The organism is Burkholderia sp. AU6039, from assembly GCF_002223365.1.
GTDB lineage: Bacteria > Pseudomonadota > Gammaproteobacteria > Burkholderiales > Burkholderiaceae > Burkholderia.
Genome location: NZ_NKFK01000005.1, coordinates 693,003 through 717,763, shown reverse-complemented (window position 1 = coordinate 717,763; position 24,761 = coordinate 693,003). Strand labels below are relative to the sequence as shown.

The window sequence follows — 24,761 nt, the reverse complement described above, 5'->3', positions numbered from 1 at the left end:
GGTAAAAGAGGCGTCCGTTGCGCTATTGCGCGACCGGTGCAAGCGATGCGAGCGGCGTACCGACGAGCCGGCCGATGTCGGCGCGGGCCGTATGGGCATCGGCGAGCGCGCGCACGTATTGCGACTGGCCCTGGAACAGCGTGCGCTGCGCGTCGAGCACGTCGAGGAAGCTGAACTTCCCGAGCTCGTAGCCGCGCGACATCGCGTCGAGCGCGAGGCGCGCGGCCGGCAGGATGTCGGCCTTCAGCCGCTGCGCTTCCTGCGCGGCGGCTTCGAAATTCGCGTACGCCTGCGTGAGGTCCAGCCGCAGCCGCGTGCGTTCGCGATCGAGATCGGCATTCGCGCGCGCGGCCTTGTGCGTCGCCTCGAGCAGCGCGCCCTTGTTCGTGTTGAACAGCGGAATCGGGATCGACACACCGACCACCGCCTGGTTGTCCGGCACGCCGCCCGTGGTCACGCGTTTCACGCCGGCACTGATCGTCACGTCCGGAATGCGCCGCGCACGTTCGAGCGACACGGCCGCGTTCGAGCGCAGCATCTCGGCGCGCGCGATCCGTGCCAGCGGGGAATCATCGAGCTGCGCGGTCAGCGCGGACAGCGGCTCGACCGGCGGCACGGCTTCGAGGTCGCCCTGCACGGCAAGCCCGCCATCGCGCGCCTCGCCCATCACCGCGTTCAGCTTCTCGCGCGCGACCTCGACACGGCCGCGCGCCGTCACCACTTCGATCTGCACACCGGCCGCCGCCACGTGCGCCTTGGTCGCCTCGACCGGCGACACCTTGCCGGCCTGTGCCCGGCGGCTCGCGAGATCCGCGGAGCGCGCGGCGATCGCGGCCGATTCCTCCGTCACCTGAAGCTGGCGCTGTGCGGCGAGCAGCCCGTAGAACGCGGCGATCACGTCGGCGCGCACGACGGCGCCCTGCTCGTCGAGCGATGCATTGGCCGCTTCCCTGCCGTACGACGCGACATCGAGCCGCGCGCTGCGCTTGCCGCCGAGTTCGATCGTCTGGTTGATCAGCGCGGTCGACGTGCGTTCGGCGCGGCGGAACCCTTCCTGCAGGAACGACACTTCGGGATTGGGGCGCGCGCCGGCCTGCATCAGTGCGCCGGCCGATGCATCGACGTCCGCGCGCGCGCCGCGCAGCGCCGGGTTGTTCCGGGCCGCGACCGATAGCGCATCGGCAAGCGTCAATGAGTTGGAAGGGAGAGCGTCGGGGGGCGGTACGCTGATCGGCGCGACGCTGCCGGAGGCAGACGGGGCCGGCCCCGGCGACAGCGACGGCTGCGCATGAGCCGTCGCGGCCATCGCGAAGACGATGGCCACGGCGAGGTTGAGCTTGAGCATGTTCGGTTCTGCGGTAACGGTTCGCGACCGATGCTACGGTTCGGCCGCAGTGCGAACATGAGGCGAAGATGATATTTCCGTCATGTTGGGGGCGGCCGCGTGCGCGCGTGCGGCGCCCTGCGAGAGCCATGCCCCGCTTCGGCGATCAGGAGGATTCGATGAACGTGCGGCGCGACGGCCGCACGGAAGATGGCGGTAGCACGGGGAATCGGCACACGTGCGCGGCGATTCCCCGCCGGCGAATCAGGCAGCCCCTTGCTTCACCCGCCGCCGCTGCACGAGCCAGTCAAGCAATTGCCGCCCGTCGCGCTCGCCGAACCAGCGAGCGTGACCGATCAGGTAGCCGTCGTACGCGATATCGACGATGGCCGGCGCATCGATGATGCAACCGAAATAAGCGACTTCCGACAGCGCGAACTCCGTATGCACGATCGGCAGCAGCGCGACCAGCGCCGCATAGGCTTCGTCGCCCAGCGGTTCGAGCGATTCGTACCCGTCGAGCAGCGCATCGATCTGCGCATACTCGACGCGCCGCGCATCGGCCGGCGCCATCCAGTCGACCGTATTGCGCTCGATCGCGAGCGCGAGATCCATCACCGCGCAGGTGCGATCCGACAGCCCGAAATCCAGCACGGTCCGCACCTGCGCACCGGGCCCCGCCTCCGTCCACAACAGGTTCGACGCATGCCAGTCGCCGTGCGTCCACAGCGGCGGCAGCGCAGGCAACAGCGGCACGAGACGTGCGTGATACGGGCCGATCGCATCGGCCACGTCGCCGCGCCAGTCACGCGCACCGAGCGCGCGCACGAGCAGCGGCTGCGCGTCGACCCAGCGTTCGAGCGCGCCCGCCAGATCGGCGGACGACAGCACGCGAAAGCTCGACAGCAGCGTCCGCACGGGCCGCGCCGGCGCATCGTAACCGTCCGACGCGCGATGCAGCTCGGCCAGCGCGCGGCCGGCCGCGTACGCGTGCGAAGCATGCGTAAAGGGCTGCCACGACATCACGCCGCGATACGGGTCGACGCCCGGCGCCCGTACGTGCACCTCGTAGGTCCAGTCGCCGGATGCGAATGCGGTCGCGCCGTCGCGATCGGCAAGAATGTCGACCACCGGCATCCCGCGCTCGCGCAGATGCGCGATGAAGCGATGCTCTTCCTCGAGCCCTGCGACATCACGCAGGCTCACGTGATGACGCTTGACGAACAGCCCGCGCCCGTCCGTCATCTGCACCAGGACGGCCGCCGCGAACTGCCGCGGGCTGTGCCACGTGAGCCGCGCGGGCTCGCCGGCGCCGTCGATCCGGGCGAGCACCGCCGCCACCTCGTCGTGCGTCATCAGCGGCCAGTCGCGTTCGGCCTGCTCGCCGTCGACGCCGAATTGCGGCGGCGCGACGTCACGCGACAGGGATCCGTCCGGCTCGAGGGGGAATGACATGAACGACGTTGCTCCGTGGTTGATTCAGATCGGCACGTGGATCAGCGCGCGCCGCCGCCGGTTGCCAGCGCACCGCCGGCCGCCGCGCGCAGCGCCGCGGCCGTGCGGCTCCAGTCGCGCCAGCCGACGACGGCCAGCCCGATGAACAGCGCATAGAGTCCGGCCGTCAGATACAGTTCCTTGAACACGAACATCCCGACGTACACGACGTTCACGACGATCCACAGCCCCCACGACGCGATGTAGCGCCGCGCAGTCCAGTATTGCGCGACGAGGCTGAACGCGGTCAGCGATGCATCGACGAACGGCAGCGCCGCATCGGTCCAGCGCGCCATCATCCCGCCGAGCAGCGCGCTGCCGACGACGGCCGCGATCAGGTCGGGCAGCATCTGCATCGGCCGCACGCCGGTGACGGGCGCGACATCACCCGCCGGCGCCGCGCTGCCGTCGGCCTCGCTCGCACGCTGCGCGAGCCAGCGTTGCCAGCCGTACACCTGCAGCACCGCGAACGCGCCCTGCAGCAGCATGTCCGAGTACAGCTTCGCGTCGAAGAAGATCCAGCCGTACAGCGCGACCGACACGAGCCCGACCGGCCAGCACAGCATGCGCCGCTTCGCGGTCAGCCAGATCGCGAGCGCGCTGACGATCACGCCGGCGATTTCGAGTGGGGACATCGTCTGTGCTCTCCAGGTTGGCTGCCGGGGCCGCGCATCACGCGGCCGGTTCCGGACGGTCAGAAATCATAGGTCAACGACACGCGCGCGGTGCGCGGTGCACCCGGGAACAGGTACGCATCGCCCTGCTGCTCGCCCGCGTCGCGCCAGTAGAACTTGTTGAACAGATTGTCCACCGACACGCGCAACACCGTGCGATGGCCGCCGATCTTCGTCGTATAGCGTGCGCCGAGATTGAACACGAACCACGACGGCACGCGCGCGGTGCCCTCCTCGTTCGCGTTGCGGGCCGCGCTGTACTCGACGCCGCCCAGCACGTTCAGCCCCGCGACGCCCGGCACCGCGTAATCCGCATACACCGTCGCGCGCAGCGCCGGCACGTTGATGATCTGGTGCCCTTCGTACGCCGGCGACCCGGAATCGTACGCACGTGCACGAATCGCCGCGACGCTGGCCGTCAGCCCCAGGCGCTCGGTCACGCGCCCGGCCGCGCCGAGCTCGATCCCCTGGTGCCGCTGCGTGCCGCGCTGCACGAACGTGTAGCTCGTGCCCGATGCGTCCGGGTCGGCGAACTGGAACGGCTTGCTGATCGAGAACACGGCGGCCGTGAGGCTCAGCCGGTCGAGCCAGTCGTATTTTGCGCCAACCTCGAACTGGTGCGATTCGACCGGCGGCAGGAACGCATACGCGTTGGTCGCCCGCACGGGCGCTTGGTCGCCGAGCGACAGCGCCTTGCTGTACGACGCATACAGCGACAGCACGTTCACCGGCTTGTAGACGAGCGCCACTTGCGGCAGGAACACCGAGCGGTCGGTATGCGTCGCGTCGCCGTCGAGGCTGCTCCAGCTGCGCTGGCGCAGCAGTACTTCCTTGCCGCCCGCGAGCACCTGCCAGTGTTCGCCGATGCTGATGCGGTCGAGCCCGAACACGCCGTATTGCCACGCATCGAGGCGCGGATACGACGGGCCGGGCGAATTCGGCGACGGCGAGAACGTCGTGTCGGGCCCGTAGACGTTCTCGCTGCCCACGTAGTCGTACACGGCGTCGGCCATGCTCACGACACGGCGCTGCACGCTCACGCCGAGCGTCAGCTCGTGCCGCAGCGGGCCGGTCGCGAACTTGCCGGTCGTGACCGCACGCAGGTCGTCGTTGCGACGATATTCGCCGGGGCTGCGGAAGTCGTAGACGTCATAGTCGCCGTTCGCGCCGAAGAAGAACGGCGACGTCGCGCCGGCCGTGCAGCTCGCCGCGTACGAGCAACCGTACGCGAACGCGCTGTTGTCGTCGATCATCGTGCGGCTGCGGCCGGCGGCGATGTAGGCCTTCCAGTCGTCGTTGAACTGGTAGTCGAAGCGCGCATTCAGGTTCAGCGCGTCGGTCGTCACCGGTTTCGCCCACGGTTGCGTGCCGAGCGCCTTCGACGTCGTCTTGACCGACGGCACGACGGTGCCGCCAAGCAGCTGATAGCCGGGGGCGGAACGCTGGATCCACTGCTGGAATTCGGCGTTGAGCTGCAGGCTCGCACGCGGGCTGATGTCCCAGTCTGCGGCGATCGAGCCGAACGTGCGCCGTCCGTTCGTGCCGTCGATGGTCGAGTGCATGTTCTCCTTCGCGGCATTGATCCGGAAGCCGAACTGATTGTCGGGGCCGAAGCGGCGGCCGAGATCGACGGCCGCCGACGTCGAGCCGCGGCTGTCGACGCCGCCCGTCACGCTCGCGACGTTCGCCGAGCGCTTCGTCACGAAGTTGATCACGCCGCCCGGCGCGACGACGCCGCTGTCGATGCCCGCGAGCCCCTTCAGGATCTCGACGCGCTCCTTGTTCTCGAGCGGCACGTTCTGCTCGCCGGACACCGTCAGCCCGTCGATCCGGATCGCGCTCGCGAGATCGACCGGGAAGCCGCGGATCGCAAAGCCTTCGAAATAACCGACCGGCGCATAGTCGTTGACGACCGACGCGTCATTGCGCACGACGTCGCTCAACCGCTTCGCCTGCTGGTCGTCGAGCTGCGCGCGCGTGACGACGCTCACCGACGCCGGTGTGTCGCGCAGCGGGGTATCGTCGAGCCCAGCGACCGATGCGTTGCGTACGCGCAGCGCATTGCCGCGCTCGCCGCTCACCGTGATCGTCGGCAGCGTCGCGCTGCCGGCCGCCTCCGTGTCCGGCGCCGGCGTGTCGCCCTGCGCCGCGGCGGCCTGGGCCGCGAAAAGCGTGATGCCGAGACCGACGCCAAGCCCGACTTTCGCGCGCCGCCGTGCGCGCGACGCTGTTGTTCTATTCACCGTCATTGTTCTGGATGGAAAACTCGCCACTCGACCCTGTCGAAACCGTTTACGAAGCTGCGAAGCGTGCTCGCGCGCGACATTCATCAGACGAACCGGGCGATGCGGCACGCAAGCGGGCCGCTCGGTCAGGAAGACGCAGGATGGGACGTCGGATTCAGGTGATGCGCCGGGAACCGACGCGGCCGTCGACGGGTTCGTCGGGGGCGTGTCGGGCGGCCGGCGGCATCGCGCGGTCTTGTCATGCGGGGGGACGCTTCGAACGCCTCGGTGCGGGCGCGACGCACTTGCGCGCACCGTTCGCTGGAACGGCGGCGTGCCCGTCGCGCGCGACATCGCGGCGCGGCGCGCATTTTACCCCGGGCGGGGCTGACCGACCTGGAATCGGGCGAAACGGGAAACGGGGAAGGCGGGAATGAGGACAGCGCGATTCGCGCGGCACGACGACGGTGCCGATGGGCGCGTGACTTGCGTCGTGCGCGCCCGCGTCAACGGCCGGCGCCGTTGCGCGCCGGTCATACGGCCGGAAACCGGAGCGTGAACGTTCGCCCGCTCGCGATTCATCGGCAACGGCAGGTTGCTCAGAACCCCTGCATCGTCACGGTCGGATCGACGACCAGGTGCACGACGCCGTAGATGACCGCGCCGACGAGCACTGCGAGGATGATCGCCACGAACGGCAGCATCGTGAAGTTGGCGTTCGCGAGATCGGTCGCGTGCGCCTTGCTGTTGCGTACGCCGAAGAAACTCCACAGGACCAGTTTGATCATGCCGAGCAGTTTCATGATTGCGCTCCTTTCATCTATCGGTTGACGCTATCGTCGATCCAACCGGCATTCGAAAAAAGAAGCAGTTGCGCGCGCTTTTCGCGCAGCAGGCCGTCTGCGGCGGCATGTCGCAGCGTGCGTCAGCGGTCGAGCACGAGCGGTTCCGTCCCCTTCGCGGGCCGCGCGACGCACAGCAGCGCGCAACCGGGTTCGACCGTGGCATCGGGCGCCTGCTCGTAGTCGACCGCGCCGGACAGCACGCGCGTCGCGCACGTGCCGCACGACCCGGAACGGCATTCGGACGGCACGTCCACGCGCTGCCCTTCCGCGAATTCGAGCAAGGTGCCGTCGGCGGGCGTCCACGCGGCTTCGCGGCCGGTGCGTCGGAAGACGACCGGCACGCTCGCCGCCGCCGGCGCGGCAGTCGTGCGGGTCGCGCTGCGCGCCACGCTCGACGGCCCGAATGCCTCGAAACGGATGCGTTCGTCCGGCACGTTCAGTGCGCGCAATCCGTCGTACAAGTCGCGCATGAATGCCGACGGCCCGCATAGGTAGAAATCGTAATCGTCGAACGAAAGGATCCGCTTCAGCTGCGCGATGTCGATGCGGCCCGCATGCGCTGCCGAGCCTTCGCGAGGATGACTGTCGAACCAGTGAAGCGACAAGCGCGCGTCGGTGGCGGCGACGCGTGCCAGTTCCTCGGCGAACGGCCGATCAGTTGCTTCACGCGCACCGTGTAAGAACACCACGCGGCGCGGCGATCGAGCGTCGGCCAGCGCACGGCGCAGCACCGCGATCATCGGCGTGATGCCGATACCGGCCGACACGAGCACGGCCGGGCGCGGGCTCGCGAGATCGAACGAGAAGCGGCCGCGCGGCATCTGCGCGTCGAGCGTCATGCCCGCGTGCGCGTGATCGTGCAGCCACGCCGACACTCGCCCTTCGCGCTTCACGGTGATCCGGTAATGCGCGCCGCCCGGTGCATCGGAGAGCGTGTAGCTGCGAATCGCCGGCGAATCGCTGCCCGGCAGCGCGATGCGCAGCGTCAGGTGCTGCCCGGCTTCGTAGGCGGGCAACGGGCCGCCGTCCACCGGTTCGAAATGGAACGAGCGGATCGCGCGCGCTTCGTCGACGATTTTTGCGATGCGCAGCGGCCGCCATGCGGGTGCGGGTGCGGGTGCGGGTGCCGATGCCGATGTTGATTCAGGAACAGAAGTGGACGGCACCGCCGCCCCAGTGGCTGCGCCCACGCCCGAAACCATCCCCGCCGCCATCGCCGCGAACTGCGGCGCACGCTCGACCGCGGACCACCGGAACGGCAGCACCGCGCGCATGCGCCGCACTTCCCGCACATGGAACCGCACGACCCGCTGCGCGCCGTCGAACGACGCGACGAGCGGCCCGTCCCACACGATCTCGGCGCGCGCGGCCACGTACAGCAGGTCGCCGCTATCGAAATCGACGAACAGCAGCCCCGCACGCGGATCGTGCTGCAGGTTCCCGAGCGTATTGAAGAAGCGGTTGCCGCTGAAATCCGGCGTCGTCAGCGTGCGCGCATCGTCGACGCGCACGAAACCCGGCATCCCGCCGCGATGCGACACGTCCGCGCCGCGCGCGGCGCCCGCATCCTCCGACGTGTTCGCGCTCGCGACGAAGAACGTATCGGCCTGCGCAAGCAGCGCGCGATCGGCGTCGTTCAACGCGTCCGACACGTCCGGCTCGACGGATGCATCGACTTCCCGTGCGACGAACGTCGGCTTGCGCCCCTGGATGTACTTCGCGCAGTTGCCGAAGCTCTGCTCGACCGCGATCGTCAGCGCATTGCCGTCGACCGCGCGCACGACGCCGTTGACGCGATTGCGCCGTCGCGTATCGAATTCGATCCCGAGCCCGCCGAGCGGCGCGCCCGGCTGCCACGCGCCGGCCAGCGGATCGCCCGGCAGCGCGCGCGCCGCGATGCGCAGCGTGCGCGCATCGGGCGACGTCACGAACCCCGGCGCGCCGGCCCGCAGCGTCGCCCACGGCTGGCCGTGCGCGTCGACACCGCCGAGCACGAAGAACGGCAGTTGCGCGAAAAACGTCCGGTGCTGGTCCGGCATGAAGCGCCGGATCCCGCGCCGGCCCGCCGAACCCGCGACCTCCGTCACGCCCGCGCGCTGCTGCACGGCGAGCTCGCCCGCATGAAACGGCGCGGTGTCGAGTTCCCAGCCCGGTACGACGGCGGTCGGGACAGTCGGGGCATTCATCGCGTTCTCCCTGAACAGGCTCGGCTTCGGTGGGTGTTACGCGGCGAGCAGGCCCACGCGCGTCGTCGGCATCGCGACGAAGCCCGGCAGCGACTCGATGCGCGCCAGCCATGCACGCACGTGCGGATACGGTTCGAGCGACACGCCGCCCTCCGGCGCGTGCGCGATGTACGAATACGCGGCGACATCGGCGATCGTCGGCTGCGCGCCGGCGGCAAACGGCTTGCCGGCCAGCTCGCCGTCGATCACGCCGAGCACTTTGGCGGCCGTGCGCTTGGCGGCCTCCTGGTCGAGCTGCGCGCCGAACACGGTCACGAGCCGCGCGGCGGCCGGCCCCGATGCGATCGGCCCCGCCGCATACGACAGCCAGCGCTGCACGACCGCCGCGCCGGCCGGATCGTCGGGCAGCCAGTGCGCGTCGCCGTAGCGCTTCGCGAGGTAGACGAGGATCGCGTTCGAGTCGGCGATCACCGTGCCGCCGTCGTCGATCACGGGCACCTGCCCGAGCGGATTGAGCGCGAGAAACGCCGGTTCGCGCTGCGCGCCGGCGGCCAGATCGACGTCGACGGTCTCGGACGGCAGGCCGAGCAGCGACAGGAACAACCGGACGCGATGAGCGTGCCCGGACAGCAGGAACGAATACACACGGATCGGGGAAGCAGGCTTGTTGGCGGCAGACATGGAAACGCTCCGGACTCTCGCGCCGCCGGGGATCGGCGACGCACAACCGCAGCGTAGCGCTCGCCGTTCGTCACCAGAAGACGGATAATCGCTGAAACATCATCCTCTTCCATAGGACAATCGACGATGGCCGACCTGCGCGACGTGAACCTGAACCGGCTGGCGATCTTCGTCGCGGTGGTCGACGCCGGCTCGCTGACAGCCGCGGCCGAGCGGCTCGGCCTGGCGAAGACGGTCGTCAGCACGCACATGCAGCGCCTCGAATCCGAGGTCGGCGCGAACCTGCTGGTGCGCACCACCCGGCGGCTGAGCGTGACCGACGCGGGGCGGGCGTTCTACGACGCGTGCCGCGACATCGTGCGCGCCGCCGAAAGCGCGCTCGACGCGGTGTCGTCCGACGCGGGGCCGCTGCGCGGCACGCTGCGCGTGAGCGTGCCGATCGACTACGGCGCGCTGGTCGTCGCGCCTGCCGTCGTCGCATTGCGCGACCGGCATCCGGGGCTCGACGTCGAACTCGTCGCGAACGACCGCGTGGTCGATCTCGTCGCGGACAACCTCGACGTCGCGATCCGCATCGGCCGCCTCGCCGATTCGAACTATCGGGCGGTGCAGCTCGGCACGTACGAGAAATGGCTGGTCGCGAGCCCCGCGTTCGTCGCGCGCCATGGGCGGCCGCAAGAGCCGGATGCGCTCGCCGCGCTGCCGTTCGTGATGCTGTCGTCGCTGCCGCACGCGCATACGGTCAAACTGGAAGACGCGAACGGCAACACCGCTTCCGTGCGCTGCGTCGCGCCGGTCGTGTCGAACACCGCCACTGCGTGCCGCGCGATCGTACTCGCGGGCGGCGGCTTCGGGCTGCTGACGGATTTCTCGACCGCCGACGACGTCGCGGCGGGCCGGCTCGTGCGGTTGCTGCCTGCGTGGCGCTCGGCGCCGGCCGGGATTCACGCGGTGTATCCGTCGACGCGGCTGCCTTCGCCGAAAGTGCGGGCGTTTGTCGACGCGATGAAGGCGAGGATCGGGGAGACGGTGGGGACGCCGATAACAAAGCGCTCAAGCCGGAAGTAACGAAAAGTGGAACGGTGAAACAAAGAAGAGAGGAGGTCCGTGCTCAATGTGCGAGCATGAGCCGCCTCATAAGCAAGGACTTCAGATCCCTTCGCGTATCGCAAACGATATGCACATGGATCGTGTCGCCGCGCACGTCATAGATGACGCGGTTCATTCCGGCAACGACCTCGCGATACTGACTGAGGTTGATGTTCGCCAGTTCATCGGGAATCCTGCCCTGGCTTGGAAATGCACGGATCGACGCAATGGCGTCCTTGATCTGGCCGTAGCTGGCTCGCCATGTCTCCGCACCGAAATTCGAAACGAGATAGCGCTTCAACACCTTAAGATCTTCTTCTGCCGAACGAAGAACGACAACGCTTAACGTCATTGATCGTCGTCCTTGTCGAGGTCCGCGAAGACATCCTCGACGGGACGAAAATGACCCTGCTCGATCTCCCTATTGCCCAATGCAAGCAGCCTGAGAAGCGCAAGTGTCTCTTCATGCTCCTCGTACGACTTAACATCCATGACGACGAGTTTCGCCTCACCGTTCTGGGTAATCAACATCGGCTCGCGGCTTTCCGAGATGTCCTTGACGATCTCGGCCGCGTGACTCTTGAGATAGCTGATCGGCTTGACTTGAGTAGAAAATTTCATGGAACGCGTCCTTTATCAGGTCACAATGAGACCGATTATAGTCTGAATTTGGTCCACCCCGAAACCAAACCGATTTGCCGTTCCCGCGAATCTACCCCACCTCCCGCAACGTCCCCAACAACACCTTCCTGCAACTCGCGACCATCTGCGCCTCCGGATCGCGATAGTCGGTGAGCAGCCACGCCGCGCCGACGTTCGTCATCGCGCCGACGAGCGCGAGCCCGATCAGCCGCTGCTCGGTGCGCTCCGCCGGTGTTGCCGCTTCGCGCGGCGCGCCGATCGCCATGATGAGCTTGCCGAAGTCGATCAGCATGCGCTGGTAGGTCATGTCGGTGTCCGCGCTCACGCCCATCACCTCGAGCAGCAGCACGCGCGCCGCGCACGGATCGCGCAGGAACGCGAAGAACGCGGCGAGCCCCGCGTCGACGCTCTCGTGCAGATCGCCGCCGCGCTCGGCCACCGCCCGCCCGACCGCTTCGTGCAGCTGCTGCGCATGATGCAGGTAGGTGCAGCGCAGTAAATCGTCGGTGCTGTCGAACGCCGCATAAAAATAGCGATCGTTCAGCTTCGCTTCCTGGCAGATCGACCGCACGGTCGCCTTGCGGAACCCGACCGTGCCGAACACGCGCGTCGCCGCGCGGATCAGTGCTTCGCGCCGCTCCGCGGCCCGCACCTCGGGCGCCACGCCGCCATACGACCGGCCCCTTTTTTCCGTTTTTTCCGTTTCGAGTGCTTTCTCCATTCCGCTATTTGACATCAGGACACCCGAAAACTAAAGTGGTGACGAACAACACCACAATAGATGCGCCGCCGGTACAGCGCAAGCGGAACGGGAGGAACGACGGATGAAGGGGTTTTCCGGCAAGGTCGCCGCGATCACGGGCGCCGGTTCGGGCATGGGCCGCAGCCTCGCGGTCGAGCTCGCGCGGCGCGGCTGCGAGGTCGCACTCGCCGACGTCAACGACGTCGGGCTCGCCGGCACGGCGGCCGCCTGCGCGCAGCACGGCGTGCGCGTGAGCACGCGGCGGCTCGACGTCGCCGACCGCGACGCGGTGTTCGCGTGGGCCGATTTCGTGCGCGCCGAGCACGGCAAGGTCAACCTGGTCTTCAACAACGCGGGCGTGTCGCTGGCCGCCAGCGCCGAGACCGCGCGCATCGCCGATCTCGAATGGATCGTCGGCATCAACTTCTGGGGCGTCGTGCATGGCACGCAGGCGTTCCTGCCGCATCTGCGCGCGTCGGGCTACGGGCACGTCGTCAACACGTCGAGCCTGTTCGGCCTCGTCGCGATGCCCACCCAAAGCGCGTACAACGCGACCAAGTTCGCGGTGCGCGGCTTCACCGAGGCGCTGCGGATGGAGCTCGAACTCGACGGCGCGCCGGTGAGCGCGACCTGCGTGCATCCGGGCGGCGTCGCGACGAACATCGTCGACGCAAGCCGCGTCGATACCAGCATCCATGCACTCACGGGCCAGGACGAAGCGACCCATCGCCGCCAGGCCAACCGCCTGATCAACGCGACGACGGCCGACGACGCCGCGCGGCAGATCCTCGCGGGGGTCGAGCGCAATGCGCGCCGCGTGCTCGTCGGCGCCGACGCACGCCGGCTCGACCGGATCGCCCGCCTGCTCGGCGCCGGCTACCAGTGGCTGATGCTGCGCCACGTGCGCCGCGCCCGCGCCCGCAACCTTGAACGCGCGCACGCCCCGGCCGCGCGCCCGACCACGCCGACCAAGGACCCAGCATGACCTCGACGACGACCGACCGGCGCGACGCGCCGCCCGCGCCCGGCACCCGCCAGGACGGCAATGACCTCGACGTGCTGATCGTCGGCGCCGGCCTGTCCGGCATCGGCGCGGCCTATCACCTGAAGCAGCGCTGCCCGTATGCGAGCGTGGCGATCGTCGAGGCACGCGACGCGATCGGCGGCACCTGGGACCTGTTCCGCTATCCGGGCGTCCGTTCGGATTCCGACATGTTCACGCTCGGCTACAGCTTCCGGCCGTGGCACAGCGACAAGGCGATCTCGGACGGCCAGACGATCCTCGACTACATCCGCGACACCGCGCGCGCATACGGCATCGACAAGACGATCCGCTACGGCCAGAAGGTGATTGCAGCCGACTGGGACTCGAACCGCGCGCGCTGGACGGTGCGCATCGAGCGCACGCGGGACGGTGCGACCGACACGCTCGTCTACACCTGCCGCTTCCTGTTCATGTGCAGCGGCTATTACGACTACGACGCCGGCTACCTGCCCGACTGGGCCGGGATGGACACGTTCGAAGGCAAGCTCGTGCATCCGCAGCACTGGCCGAAGGACCTGTCGTACGCGAACCGGCGCGTGGTCGTGATCGGCAGCGGCGCGACGGCCGTCACGCTCGTACCGTCGATGGCGGCCGATGCGCAGCACGTGACGATGCTGCAGCGCTCGCCGACCTACATCGTGTCGCTACCCGCGCGCGACAAGATCGCGAACGCGCTGCGCCGCGTGCTGCCGTCGCGGCTCGCGCACCGGCTCGTGCGCGTGAAGAACGTGCTGCTGACGATGTACCTGTACAACGTGTCGCGCCGCAAGCCCGACCGGACCAAGCAGTTCATCATCCGCGCGGCCAGCAAGCAGGTCGGCCCCGGCTTCGACGTCGCGAAGCACCTGACGCCGCGCTACATGCCGTGGGACCAGCGCGTGTGCCTGGTGCCGAACGGCGACCTGTTCAAGGCGATCCGCTCGGGCCGCGCGTCGATCGTCACCGACGAGATCGAGCGCTTCACGCCGACCGGCCTCAAGCTGAAGAGCGGCCAGCAACTCGACGCGGACGTGATCGTCACCGCGACCGGGCTGAAGGTGAAGATGCTCGGCGGCGCGCGCGTCACCGTCGACGGCCGCACGGTCAACCTGCCGGACACCGTGTCGTACAAGGGGATGATGTACAGCAACGTGCCGAACCTCGCGTCGTCGTTCGGCTACACGAATGCGTCGTGGACGCTGAAGGCCGAGCTGATCGCGCGCTACGTGTGCCGGCTGCTCAACCACATGCGCGCGAACGGCTACGACACGTGCGTGCCGAGGCTCGGCGCCGGCGATCCCGGCAACGTGCCGGCCGTCAACCTGAGCTCGGGCTACATCCAGCGCGCGGCCGGCATCCTGCCGAAGCAGGGGCACAGCAAGCCGTGGAAATTCCACCAGAACTACGTGCTCGATCTCGCATCGCTGAAGTTCAGCGGACTCGCCGATTCGGCGATGCAGTTCGAACGCCGCGCAAAAGCCGGCCCGGGCGCCACGGCGCCGGTTGCCGAACCCGCACTCGAAACCCGCTGAGGCCGACATGACCCCTACGCTCCATCTGATCCAGAACGTGCTGCTCGGCGTCGTCGCGGTGCTCGCCGCGCTCGCGCTGTTTACCGGTTACGTGGCCCGCCGCGTGACGCGCGCGTTTCCGCCCGAAGGCTGCTTCGTCGACATCGGCGGCGACCGCATCCACTACGTCGAATACGGCAACGGCCCGCCGATCGTGTTCGTCCACGGGCTCGCGGGGCAGTTGCGCAATTTCGCGTACCTGCCGCTCGCGCGGCTCGCGCAGCAGCATCGCGTGATCCTGATCGACCGGCCGGGCGCCGGCCGCTCGCTCCGCGGCGCGGGTTCGCAGGCGAACGTGTTCGCGCAGGCCCGCACGGTCGCCGCGTTCATCGACGCGCTGAAGCTCGACAAGCCGGTGCTGGTCGGCCACTCGCTCGGCGGCGCGATCGCGCTCGCGGTCGGGCTCAATCATGCGGACCGCGTGAGCCGGCTCGCGCTGATCGCGCCGCTGTCGCACGAGCAGAGCGAGCCGCCGGCGCCGTTCAAGCCGCTGATGCTGCCGTCGCCGCTGGTGCGCCGCTTCGTGTCGTGGACCTTCGCGATTCCGCTGACGATCCTGACCGGCCGCAAGGCCGTGCGCCAGGTGTTCGCGCCGGAAGACGTGCCGCGCGACTTCCCGGTCAAGGGCGGCGGGCTGCTCGGGATGCGCCCGCACGTGTTTTACGCGACGGCGACCGACCTGCTGTCGGCGCCGGTCGACCTGCCCGCGATGGAACGCCGCTATGCGGACCTCGCGCTGCCGGTCGACGTGCTGTACGGCCGCGCCGATCCGATCCTGAACTGGCGCGAGCACGGCGAAGCGCTCGCGAAGAAATCGGCGCGCGTGCGGCTGAAGGTCGTCGAGGGCGGGCACATGCTGCCGGTCACGATTCCGGAAGCCACCGCCGACTGGCTGCTCGAAGTCGCCGCCGCGCCGGCCGAGGTGGCCGCGCCGTCGGCACGTATCGCGTAAGCCGGGACCGCGTAACAGCGCCTGATTCCGTGCCGTGCCGCCGGCGCCGGCGCGGCATCAGGTTTCGTCATCGGGCACCGACAGCCCGAGATCCGATATCACCTCCCGCGCGCTGCGGAATGCCTCGACCGCGGCCGGCGCGCCCGCGTACAGCGCGCTGTGCAGCAACACCTCGCGAATCTCGACGAGGCTCGCGCCGTTGTTGAGCGCGCCGCGAATGTGACCCTTCAGTTCCGTGCTGCGGCCAAGCGCCGCCAGCATCGCGCAGGTGCACAGGCTGCGCGTCTTCAGGTCGATTCCGCCCCGCTGCCACGTGCTGCCCCACGCGTGCTCGTTCAGCCAGTTCTGCAGCGGCCGCGAAAAACCGTCGAGGTCGCGCATCGCACGCTCGACGAACGCCTCGCCCATCACGTCGATGCGTCGCGCCTTGCCGTATTCCCTGTCCTGTTCGCTCATGTCGGTGTCCTGTGTGGAGTCGTGGTCGTTGCGGCGTCGCCGGCAGCCGGGGATGTCGCGCCATGTTCATCGGGCCCGCGCGTTTCGTCAAAGATGCGGCCCTCGGTTCGAGGCCGCCCGCGTCACGCGATGTCGAACGCTACGTAACATCGCGCCGCGCGTTACGGCGGCGTGCGGGAACATCGCAACCGCCGCGCCGGCGCACCCTGCGTGCCGGTCGCGCGAAACCGCCGGAACGCCGTTTAAATCGCGCGTATATTCCCGATTCCTGCAATAAAGCGCGACACCGTTTCGGGAATACTGCCGTGGCGCGGAATTTGCAGAGGAGGCTTGGACACACTTCCAATGTCGAGGCCAACATGCACAAACTCTTCAAGAAGACGACGGTAACGATGGCCGTCTCGTCGCTGCTCGCACTCTACGGTTGCGGCTCGGTCGATGGACCGACGACCCCGCCGACGATCAAGCCGAGCACGTCAGGGACCGGCGGCAGCTCGGGGACTTCGGGGACGTCGGGTGGTGGGACGTCGGGTGGTGGGACGTCGGGTACTTCGGGTGGCGGGACTTCGGGTAGTTCAGGTACGTCGGGGACGTCCGGTACGTCGGGCACCTCCGGTACCTCGGGCACTTCTGGTACGTCGGGTACTTCCGGTACGTCAGGCACGTCCGGCACTTCCGGTACGTCGGGTACCTCCGGTACGTCCGGCACCTCCGGCACGTCGGGCACTTCCGGTACTTCGGGCACTTCCGGTACGTCGGGCACCTCCGGTACGTCGGGCACTTCCGGTACGTCGGGCACCTCCGGTACGTCGGGCACTTCCGGTACTTCGGGTACCTCCGGTACGTCCGGCACCTCTGGTACGTCGGGCACCTCCGGCACGTCGGGCACTTCCGGTACGTCAGGCACCTCCGGTACGTCCGGCACTTCCGGTACGTCGGGTACTTCCGGTACTTCGGGCACTTCCGGCACGTCGGGCACCTCCGGCACGTCGGGCACTTCCGGCACGTCGGGCACTTCCGGTACGTCGGGCACTTCCGGCACCTCGGGCACCTCCGGTACGTCGGGCACTTCCGGTACGTCGGGCACCTCCGGTACGTCCGGCACCTCCGGTACGTCGGGCACCTCCGGCACGTCGGGCACTTCCGGTACGTCGGGCACTTCCGGTACGTCGGGCACCTCCGGCACGTCGGGCACCTCCGGTACTTCGGGCACTTCTGGTACGTCGGGCACGTCGGGCACTTCCGGCACTTCCGGCACTTCCGGTACTTCCGGCACCTCCGGCACCGGCGTCACCCCCCTCGGCAATGTCCTCCAGAAATCCGGCAACCTCGTGACGGCACTCGGCACGACGGTCGCAACCGGCGGCGCGCAGATCGGCGGCGTGCAGATCCCCGGCACGAACCCGACGACGGCCACCAGCGTCGGCAACGCGGTCACGAGCCTCGGCAACGGCGTGCAGGCGCTCGGCAACGGCGTCGCGGCCGGCCTCGGCTCGATCGGCGTGTCGGCCAACCCGCTCGGACCGACGCTGACGTCGACCACCGGCCTGCTGACCGGCACCGGCGGCGCGGTCAACAACCTCGGCAACGCGGTGAAGAGCCTCGGCTCCGGCCCGCTGTCGCCGCTGTCGCCGGTCACGACGCTCGTCGGCGATCTCGTCAACACCGTCGGCGGCGCCGTCAACTCGACCGCATCGGGCCTCAACACGGCGCTGAACAGCTCGCCGGTCCAGCAGCTCGAGACGCAGGTCGGCAAGGTGATCAACCCGATCACGAACACGCTGACCGGCGGGGTCACGACGCCGGGCGCCACGCAGACGCTCGGCGGCGTCACGCTGCTCGGCACGCCGCTCAACGGCCTGCTGAGCGCACTCGGCAACGGCCTCGCCGGCGCCGGCACGAAGGTGGGCGGCGCAACCGACAACCCGGTGGGCGGCGCGCTCGGTGGTGTCGTGGCGCAGCTCGGCAACACGGTGACGTCCACCGGCGGCCTCGTCCACGACAACAACGCGGGCAGCTCCAGCAGCGGCACGGGCGGCAGCAACCCGCTCGCCCCGATCACGGGCCTGCTCGGCACGCTGACGGGCGGCCTGGGCGGCGGCAGTTCGAGCGGTTCGGGCGGCACCAGCGGCACCAGCGGCACCAGCGGCACGAGCAGCGGCGGCCCGCTCGGACCGGTCACGGGCCTGCTCGGTTCGCTGACGGGTGCGCTCGGCGGCCTCGGTTCGGGCGGCACGAGCGGTACCGGCGGAACGAGCGGAACGAGCGGAACGGGCGGCACCAGCGGCACCGGTGGCGCGGGTATCGGCGGCCTGCTCGCGCCGGTCACCAACCTCGTCAACTCGCTGACGCCGCTCGGCGCCAGCCTCACCGGCACGGTCACGACGCCGGGCGGCAACGTGACGGGCACGCTCGGCGGCCTGTTGTCGAGCGGCCCGGTCGGCACGGTGACGGGAACGCTGACGACGCCGGCAGGCGGCGCGGGCGCCACCGGCACGGCCAGCCCCGGCGGTGCGGCCGGCACGGTCACGACGCCGGCGGGTGGCGGCTCCGTGGTGGGTGGCCTGACCGGCGGCTCGACCGGGGGTGCCGCGGGCGGCGCCGGCAACCTGCTGTCGCCGGTGACGAACCTCCTGGGCGGTCTGCTGGGCGGCGGCAACAAGAAGTAACGCTTTACCTATCAGAACCACAGGCCAATGGCCGGGCGCGCATCCATACAAAGCCCGGCCGACGGCCGGCGTCACCCGCCAAGCGGGGGCGCCGGCCCTCATCCGTACGAGGATCCGATCATGAATTCCACGCTTGACGGCATCGCCGCGGTCCAGGACCGCCCACCCCGTTCCGCCACGCCGCTGCGCGCCGGCCTGCTCGGCATCGCCGCCGGCCTCTTCGCGCTGTGGATCACGCGCGACCAGCCGACCCTCGACGCAGCCACGCGCGCGGTCATCGCCAGCCTCGCGATCATCGGCACGATCGCGCTGCACGAAATCTTCATCTCGCGCGTCTACCTGCGCCCGAGCGCGGGCCTGTCGCGGCAGGCCGTCCGGCCGCTCGGCATCGCGCGCGTCGCGACGCGGCTCGGCGCGCTGACGTCGATCTATGCAGGCATCGGCGTGATCTACTGGCTGCTGCCCGAATACCACGGCCGGTTCTACCTGCCGTTCTGGTCGCTGCTGCGCTCGCTCGCGCCGTACGTGATCGTCGCCGCGCCGTTCTACTTCGCGTGGATGGACCGCCACCAGCGCGAGACCGACGACGCGTACCTGCTGTGGGGCCGCTTCCTGTTCCGCCGCGAGCAGCCCGCGAGCTGGAAGCCGGTGCGCGAGATGCTGGCCGGCTGGGGCGTGAAGGCGTTCTTCCTGCCGCTGATGACCGTCTACCTGTCGAAGGACGCCGATCACCTGACCGCGTCGCTCGCGAACGCGATGCACGCGCCGATGACGATCGCGACCTTCGTGTTCATGTACGACCTGTCGTTCACGATGGACCTGATGTTCGGCACCGTCGGCTATCTGTGCACGTTCCGCATCCTCGACAGCCACGTGCGCACCGTCGAGCCGACGACGCTCGGCTGGGTGGCCGCGCTGATGTGCTACCAGCCGTTCTGGTCGCTGTTCTCGAACAACTACATCCGCTACGAAGGCTCGATGTTCTGGGACAACTGGCTGATGTCGGCCCCGACGCTGCGCGTGATCTGGGGCGCGGTGATCATCGTGCTGCTGTTGACCTACGCGCTGTGCACGATCTCGTTCGGGCTGCGGTTCTCGAACCTGACGAACCGCGGGATCATCACGTCGGGCCCGTACCGCTTCACGAAGCATCCGGCGTACATCACGAAGAACCTGTCGTACTGGATGGTGTCGGTGCCGTTCGTCGAGCCGCTCGGCTGGCAGGTCGGGCTCATGCACTGCGCGGGGCTCGTCGCGGTCAACCTGATCTATTACACGCGGGCGAAGACGGAAGAGCGCCACCTGATGCGCGACCCCGACTATCGCGCGTATGCCGAATGGATCGAGCAGCACGGGCTGTTCGCGCGGATCAGGCAGGCATTCGGGCAGCGCGCGCCGGCTTGACGCGGTGGCAAAGGGCGGGGCCGGCTGCCGCAGGTAGTAGCACACCCTCATGCGGCCAATTGTCGCGAAACGACGCGATTCTCCGCCTTTCGTCGCTTTTCATCTTCTGTCCGATTGCCCACCCGAATCACGTCGCGTATGGTGCTGCCCGTCCGCGTGCGATACGGCGCCCGACCTGCGCGCGTGTCGCCCGGACCTTCGACCGTCGTCCCGCACGACGGCCGCGCGGGCCGTGCCCGCCGCTCACCGTCTCCGCGATGCCGCCCTCCGGCGCCGCGCATTCATGAGGAGAGAGACGTGATCCACAAAGTCCTGATCCTGTTCGCACTCTGCATCGCGGGCCTCGCCGCGATCGCCGCCGGTTTCCAGCACATCCCCAGCTGATTCGCGGCCCCGGCTCGCTTCGCCGAGCCCGGGGGCCGCAGCCATTCCTTTCCCCTTTGCGATGAACCACTTTCTCGGACCGCCCGGGACGGGCGACCTTTGCCATGCGTATCGACGTACAGCATTCCCAGCACGACATCGACGATGAACTCGACACGCTCTACGCGCGTCTCCACCAGCCCGGCCATCGCCTGCACGGCCTGCCGGCGGTCGCGCTCGGCCGCTCCGGCCTGATCGTCCGCCACCGCGAGGCGGACGGCGAGTACTTCCTGTATGTCGAGGATCCGGCCGCGCGCCAGCTCGCCGGCTATACGGTGTTCAACCGCCTGCCCGAAATCCCGCGCCGCGCCGACCGCTACCTGCGCGCGCCGCATACGCGGCTGCGCGGGTCCGCGCAGCGCAAGGGGCTCGCGACGACGCTGTATCGCTGGGGGCTCGACGCGGGCCTGTGCCTGATCAGCGGCGCGCGCCAGTCAGTGGGCGCCGCGCAGTTGTGGACGGCGCTCGCGCAGGATTACCGGCACGGCTTCGTCGATATCGACGGGCGTGCGCTGCGTTATCTCGGTGAAACCGTCGCCGACGACGTGCACGGCGCGCTGCATACGCGGCGGCTGATGCTCGGTCATGGATGGGAGATCGGGGAATTCGCGCGCGTGGCGGGGATGGCCGGTGCCGCCTGCATGTGAGCGTTCGCGTATCAGGCAGGACCGTGCTAGATCGCGATGCCCGTTCGTTCGCTGAACGCCAGCCGCAATATGTGCTCGTCCATCATCTTTATCCGGGCGAGCCCGGCGAGCACCGACGGAAGCAGCCATTCGATGTTCGGATCGACACGCTTCATCTGCGCGACCACTAGGCCGCGAACACCGCATCCTCGTGCGCACCCGATTCGCCGGCTCCGTGGCGCTGCCGGTAGAGCACGGCGACCCAGTAGCCGATACGCTCCGTCACGATCCAGCCGGCATATGTGCGCGGGAACTCGGCCTTGGGCAGCGCATCGCGCACGACGTCTTCCGAGTCGCGCATCTCGGGCAAGAAACACATCTGCTCGCTCTTCACGAGCAAGGCTGGCGTTGCGTTGTCAAATACCGCTTAGGTCTCGCTGCAGACATCCGTGTCGGGATCGAAGCGATAACCGACGTGGACGGTCACGCGACCGTCCGGCATCACGCACGTCCGGTTCTGCGGACACAGCGCATAGCGCTCGGCGAGGGTCAGGAATGCGCCGGTCGCATGCGAATACTCGCGTTCGCGCTGGCGGTTGAGCGACGGATCGATGACCCAGATGACCAGTGTCGCGGTGTCGGGACGATCGTGAGCGCTCAGGTAGCTTTCAGCAGGAATCGCTGCCGCCACCGTCGGCTGCAGGTCAGCATGGTCGATGCATTTGCGGAGCGGCATCGGCTTCACTGTCAATCGAAGAACATCACCATCCTCGGATCGGCCAGATAGCCACCATCACACAGAGGAAAAGGTGGGCGACGCTCGAAGCTCAAGTACGTCACCTCCACATCCTCGAACGGCACGGCGCAGGTGCCATCATGCAATCGCCGGTCGTCGGTCCGTATGTTGTAGATCTTCCGGTCGCTCGGGCAATAAAAGAGGCCCATCGGCGATTCCCGGTTACGCGCCGACACGCTGTTCTGGCCAACGACATATCGGCCCAGATGAGTACCATTCCGGCACTGAAGGTCGAATTGCTCGCCAGCATAGGCCGACATCGCGAACAATACCAAGGCGAACCCGCAAGCGGCACGTCGGCACGCCCGCACTGATTTCCATTCTGCCCTCTTACGCATCATCCATCTTGCCATTGGTCACCATTCTCCATTTGTTCCAGAGTGCCTCCGATCGCCCCTAGAGGACAGTTCAAAAATTCCGCTCAGGTCGTTTGAAGGTGTTCCAACAGACGAGCAAGCAGTCGAGTTTCAAGAACGCTTCGACAATGTCGCCAAGCCGATTGACACGAATTCGCGGACGACGGAGCTTGTGTAGAAACACGTGAATCCGTTCGACCACCCAGCGGAATTTATCCAGACCACTGCCATGGTCAGCGCGTCGCTTCGCGATTACAAGCTTGATGCCACGATCACGCAATCGCTCACGGTGCGACTCGGAGTCGTAGCCGCGATCTGCGTAGATGACCTTGGGCTTGCGAAGCAGTCGGCCGCGCATGCCTCGGCGGAATAGCATCGACTAGCGGCAGCGGTTGAGTAATGTCGTTCGGTTTGCGCCGGTCAGGATAACGCTAACAGGCATACCGTCAGCGTCTACGAGAACGTAATGCTTGAACCCGGTCACGCGCGATCCGTAGGGTTCGGCCAGTTTTTCGCTCGCCCCACGGCTCGTAATGACGAGAAATCTAAAGCTACACAAGAGAGATCCAGCTGGCCAGATTCGCGCAGCTTGTCGAGCAGTAACCTTTTCAAATTGTGGCAGCTGTTCATGCACAGCGCCGCCCGAACCCCGGTGCGATAATCCGTGCGACATGCGCTACGCGACGCGCCAACCGACACGCACCTCGATGACCCCCGATCCCCGCCCCCACGCCGACCGCCACATCGACATCGTCGCGCTGTGCGGCAGCCTGCGCGCGCAGTCGTACAACGCCGCGCTGCTCGACGCGGCCGCGCGCGTCGCGCCGCACGGCATGCGCATCGTGCGCTTCGATCGTCTCGGCGAATTCCCGCTGTTCAATCCCGATACCGAATATCCGTCGCCCGCCGCGGTGCGCGACCTGATCGACCGCGTGAATGCCGCCGACGGCCTGCTGATCGCCAGCCCGGAATACGCGCACGGCGTCACGGGCGTGATGAAGAATGCGCTGGACTGGATCGTGGGATGCGAGGCCGTCGTGTACAAGCCGGTCGCGGTGTTGAATGCGTCGCCGCGTGCGACGCATGCGGACGCGGCGCTGCGGGAGACGCTGTCGGTGATGTCGGCGAACATCGTCGAGCGCGCGTCGATCACGCTGCCGATCCTCGGGAGCCAGCTCGACGCGGCGGGAATCGCCGCGCATCCGCCGTTCGCGTCGGCGCTCGCCGATGCGTTGCACGCACTGCGCGCGGCCATCCAGGAGGCAGAACCGGGCCGGTAGCAACCCGCGTTCGTCTGTGAACGCGCGCGGCGTTACCGCGCCTTCGCGCGCGTCACCTTCTTCGCCGGCTTGGTCGCCTTCGCGCGCGGCGCTTCCTTCTCGGGCTGCGCGCCGCCGCCGGCGAGATCCTCGAGCCACGCGAGCGCGTCGACATACGACAGGAACTGCTGCAGATAAGCCGGCGACAACTCGCGCATCGTCGCGAGCGACCGGTGCACGAGGCTGTTCGAATTGAGCGGCCCGGCGTTGCGCGGCACCTGGTCGAGCGACTGGCGGTACTGCTGTTCCGTGCGGACCTTCGACCACATCGTTCGGAAGTAGTCGACCAGCTCGGGATCGAGCCCGCGCCGGTCGGCCTGCGCATCGCGCGCGAGCCGCTCGACGAGTGCCGCCAACGCACCGCGCGCGGGCGTACCTGCCGCGCCGCTTGCGGTTGCGGTTGCAGTTGCCGTTTCATCGGCGCGCGCAACGATCTCCGCGAAGCCTTCGAGCAACGTCGCCAGCCGCGCATCGAGCAACGCGCGCGCGTCGCCTTCGAGCGCGGCCGCGCGCCGTTCGAGCGCGTCGATCCGGTGAAAGCGCACCGGATCGAGCCGGTCGGCGCCCTGCTCGCGCCATGCGTCGAGCGTCGCGCGAACGTGCGTCGCTTCGCCGGTCACTTCGTCTTCCCTCCGTTCGATGCCGACTTGCGCGGCACCGGCGCGATCTCCACGCGGCGGTTCTTCGCGCGGCCTTCATCGTCCGCATTCGAGCTGACCGGCTGCTCGGAGCCGAACGCGGCCGCGAACACCGACGACGCCGGCACGCCGGCGTCGATCAGCGCACGCGTGACCGTCAACGCGCGCTTGGCCGACAGTTCCCAGTTGTCCGCGAACAGGCGGTTGCCGGCATGCACCTGCTGGTCGTCGGCGAAGCCGCTGATCATCAGGATCTCGTCGCGCGTCTTCAGGTAGGCGCCCAGCGGCGCGGCCAGCGTCTTCAGCAGGTCGCGGCCCGCGGGCTGCAACTGGTCGGAATTCAATGCGAACAGCACGTTGCCGCTGATGCCGATGCGGCCATTCACGAGCGTCACGCGGCCGGCCGCGAGCGGCCCGGCAAGCGCCTGCTCGAGCGACTTGCGCTGCTGCGCTTCCTGCTGGCGCGCGCGCATGGCCTCCTCGAGCTTCGACGTGAGCTGAAGTTGCATGCCGATCACGCCGACGAGGATCAGCACGAACGCGCCAAGCAGCACCGACATCAGGTCGGCGAACGCGGGCCACACCGGGGCGGAGGACGCGCCGCCGTCGATTTCGTCGTGCATGC

Annotated in this window: 25 protein-coding genes and 1 pseudogene; 8 read left to right on the top strand and 18 right to left on the bottom strand. The window is 68.4% G+C overall.

Annotation, left to right across the window (positions count from 1 at the left end):
• Positions 1–22 precede the first annotated feature (22 nt).
• From CFB39_RS21035 to CFB39_RS21005, 7 genes are all read right to left on the bottom strand, one after another.
• Entirely contained in the window at positions 23–1,345 is a 1,323-nt protein-coding gene (locus tag CFB39_RS21035) for a TolC family protein (RefSeq protein ID WP_089474304.1), read from the bottom strand.
• A 243-nt stretch (positions 1,346–1,588) separates the two neighbouring features.
• On the bottom strand, positions 1,589–2,779 hold the full coding sequence (locus tag CFB39_RS21030; protein WP_089474303.1) for a phosphotransferase enzyme family protein: 1,191 nt from the start codon (positions 2,777–2,779) through the stop codon (positions 1,589–1,591).
• A 41-nt stretch (positions 2,780–2,820) separates the two neighbouring features.
• Positions 2,821–3,453: a nicotinamide riboside transporter PnuC gene (pnuC, locus tag CFB39_RS21025; RefSeq protein WP_011356028.1), complete on the bottom strand. Its 633-nt coding sequence runs from the start codon at positions 3,451–3,453 to the stop codon at positions 2,821–2,823.
• Between the two features lie 59 nt (positions 3,454–3,512).
• Positions 3,513–5,741 (bottom strand): TonB-dependent siderophore receptor, encoded by a 2,229-nt coding sequence (locus CFB39_RS21020; protein ID WP_089474302.1) that lies wholly within the window; start codon positions 5,739–5,741, stop codon positions 3,513–3,515.
• 575 nt (positions 5,742–6,316) lie between these two features.
• On the bottom strand, positions 6,317–6,520 hold the full coding sequence (locus tag CFB39_RS21015; protein ID WP_043178166.1) for a DUF2970 domain-containing protein: 204 nt from the start codon (positions 6,518–6,520) through the stop codon (positions 6,317–6,319).
• 122 nt (positions 6,521–6,642) lie between these two features.
• Positions 6,643–8,748: a pyridoxamine 5'-phosphate oxidase family protein gene (locus CFB39_RS21010; protein WP_089474301.1), complete on the bottom strand. Its 2,106-nt coding sequence runs from the start codon at positions 8,746–8,748 to the stop codon at positions 6,643–6,645.
• Between the two features lie 36 nt (positions 8,749–8,784).
• Positions 8,785–9,429 (bottom strand): glutathione S-transferase family protein, encoded by a 645-nt coding sequence (locus tag CFB39_RS21005; protein WP_089474300.1) that lies wholly within the window; start codon positions 9,427–9,429, stop codon positions 8,785–8,787.
• A 126-nt stretch (positions 9,430–9,555) separates the two neighbouring features.
• Here CFB39_RS21005 and CFB39_RS21000 point away from each other — a divergent pair, with 126 nt between their 5' ends.
• Entirely contained in the window at positions 9,556–10,497 is a 942-nt protein-coding gene (locus tag CFB39_RS21000; RefSeq protein WP_089474299.1) for a LysR family transcriptional regulator, read from the top strand.
• A gap of 43 nt (positions 10,498–10,540) precedes the next feature.
• On the opposite strand, the gene CFB39_RS20995 is transcribed toward CFB39_RS21000, so the two are convergent.
• The 3 genes from CFB39_RS20995 to CFB39_RS20985 form a co-directional block, all read right to left on the bottom strand.
• Positions 10,541–10,870 carry a type II toxin-antitoxin system RelE/ParE family toxin gene (locus CFB39_RS20995; RefSeq protein WP_089474298.1) on the bottom strand — a complete coding sequence of 110 codons (330 nt, stop codon included), beginning with the start codon at positions 10,868–10,870 and terminating at the stop codon, positions 10,541–10,543.
• Positions 10,867–11,139 carry a type II toxin-antitoxin system Phd/YefM family antitoxin gene (locus tag CFB39_RS20990; RefSeq protein ID WP_089474297.1) on the bottom strand — a complete coding sequence of 91 codons (273 nt, stop codon included), beginning with the start codon at positions 11,137–11,139 and terminating at the stop codon, positions 10,867–10,869. Before CFB39_RS20990 ends, CFB39_RS20995 begins: the two co-directional genes overlap by 4 nt.
• 91 nt (positions 11,140–11,230) lie before the next feature.
• Complete coding sequence (locus CFB39_RS20985) at positions 11,231–11,881, bottom strand: TetR/AcrR family transcriptional regulator (protein WP_256991439.1); 651 nt, start codon at positions 11,879–11,881, stop codon at positions 11,231–11,233.
• A gap of 103 nt (positions 11,882–11,984) precedes the next feature.
• On the opposite strand from CFB39_RS20985, the gene CFB39_RS20980 reads away from it, so the two are divergent.
• From CFB39_RS20980 to CFB39_RS20970, 3 genes are read left to right on the top strand one after another with little or no spacing between them, the layout of a single operon-like run.
• On the top strand, positions 11,985–12,887 hold the full coding sequence (locus CFB39_RS20980; RefSeq protein WP_089474295.1) for an SDR family oxidoreductase: 903 nt from the start codon (positions 11,985–11,987) through the stop codon (positions 12,885–12,887).
• Positions 12,884–14,458 (top strand): NAD(P)/FAD-dependent oxidoreductase, encoded by a 1,575-nt coding sequence (locus CFB39_RS20975; RefSeq protein ID WP_089474294.1) that lies wholly within the window; start codon positions 12,884–12,886, stop codon positions 14,456–14,458. The genes CFB39_RS20980 and CFB39_RS20975 overlap by 4 nt, the downstream gene beginning before the upstream one ends.
• 7 nt (positions 14,459–14,465) lie before the next feature.
• Entirely contained in the window at positions 14,466–15,449 is a 984-nt protein-coding gene (locus CFB39_RS20970; RefSeq protein WP_089474293.1) for an alpha/beta fold hydrolase, read from the top strand.
• Positions 15,450–15,506: 57 nt separating this feature from the next.
• On the opposite strand, the gene CFB39_RS20965 is transcribed toward CFB39_RS20970, so the two are convergent.
• Entirely contained in the window at positions 15,507–15,905 is a 399-nt protein-coding gene (locus CFB39_RS20965; RefSeq protein ID WP_089474292.1) for a carboxymuconolactone decarboxylase family protein, read from the bottom strand.
• A gap of 359 nt (positions 15,906–16,264) precedes the next feature.
• On the opposite strand from CFB39_RS20965, the gene CFB39_RS41275 reads away from it, so the two are divergent.
• The 3 genes from CFB39_RS41275 to CFB39_RS20950 all read left to right on the top strand — a co-directional run bounded on the left by CFB39_RS41275 (position 16,265) and on the right by CFB39_RS20950 (position 21,048).
• The gene (locus tag CFB39_RS41275; RefSeq protein ID WP_089474291.1) at positions 16,265–18,574 is read left to right on the top strand and encodes a collagen-like triple helix repeat-containing protein; all 2,310 of its coding nucleotides are present in this window, start codon (positions 16,265–16,267) and stop codon (positions 18,572–18,574) included.
• 120 nt (positions 18,575–18,694) lie between these two features.
• The gene (locus CFB39_RS20955) at positions 18,695–19,978 is read left to right on the top strand and encodes an isoprenylcysteine carboxylmethyltransferase family protein (RefSeq protein WP_089474290.1); all 1,284 of its coding nucleotides are present in this window, start codon (positions 18,695–18,697) and stop codon (positions 19,976–19,978) included.
• A 488-nt stretch (positions 19,979–20,466) separates the two neighbouring features.
• Positions 20,467–21,048 (top strand): histone acetyltransferase, encoded by a 582-nt coding sequence (locus tag CFB39_RS20950; RefSeq protein WP_089474289.1) that lies wholly within the window; start codon positions 20,467–20,469, stop codon positions 21,046–21,048.
• Positions 21,049–21,074: 26 nt separating this feature from the next.
• On the opposite strand, the gene CFB39_RS40890 is transcribed toward CFB39_RS20950, so the two are convergent.
• From CFB39_RS40890 to CFB39_RS20930, 5 genes and pseudogenes are all read right to left on the bottom strand, one after another.
• Positions 21,075–21,203 carry a hypothetical protein gene (locus CFB39_RS40890; RefSeq protein WP_256991438.1) on the bottom strand — a complete coding sequence of 43 codons (129 nt, stop codon included), beginning with the start codon at positions 21,201–21,203 and terminating at the stop codon, positions 21,075–21,077.
• 11 nt (positions 21,204–21,214) lie between these two features.
• Positions 21,215–21,406 (bottom strand): hypothetical protein, encoded by a 192-nt coding sequence (locus CFB39_RS20945; RefSeq protein WP_144030295.1) that lies wholly within the window; start codon positions 21,404–21,406, stop codon positions 21,215–21,217.
• A 48-nt stretch (positions 21,407–21,454) separates the two neighbouring features.
• The gene (locus CFB39_RS20940) at positions 21,455–21,763 is read right to left on the bottom strand and encodes a hypothetical protein (protein WP_144030294.1); all 309 of its coding nucleotides are present in this window, start codon (positions 21,761–21,763) and stop codon (positions 21,455–21,457) included.
• A gap of 11 nt (positions 21,764–21,774) precedes the next feature.
• Complete coding sequence (locus CFB39_RS39545) at positions 21,775–22,176, bottom strand: hypothetical protein (protein ID WP_144030293.1); 402 nt, start codon at positions 22,174–22,176, stop codon at positions 21,775–21,777.
• A gap of 55 nt (positions 22,177–22,231) precedes the next feature.
• A pseudogene (locus CFB39_RS20930) lies at positions 22,232–22,791 on the bottom strand (transposase); the annotation flags it as partial.
• 95 nt (positions 22,792–22,886) lie between these two features.
• Here CFB39_RS20930 and CFB39_RS20925 point away from each other — a divergent pair.
• Positions 22,887–23,459, top strand: coding sequence for an NADPH-dependent FMN reductase (locus CFB39_RS20925; protein WP_089475619.1), 573 nt, complete (start codon positions 22,887–22,889; stop codon positions 23,457–23,459).
• A gap of 32 nt (positions 23,460–23,491) precedes the next feature.
• On the opposite strand, the gene CFB39_RS20920 is transcribed toward CFB39_RS20925, so the two are convergent.
• On the bottom strand, positions 23,492–24,118 hold the full coding sequence (locus CFB39_RS20920) for a DUF2894 domain-containing protein (RefSeq protein ID WP_089474285.1): 627 nt from the start codon (positions 24,116–24,118) through the stop codon (positions 23,492–23,494).
• Positions 24,115–24,759: an OmpA family protein gene (locus CFB39_RS20915; RefSeq protein WP_089474284.1), complete on the bottom strand. Its 645-nt coding sequence runs from the start codon at positions 24,757–24,759 to the stop codon at positions 24,115–24,117. Before CFB39_RS20915 ends, CFB39_RS20920 begins: the two co-directional genes overlap by 4 nt.
• Positions 24,760–24,761 lie beyond the last annotated feature (2 nt).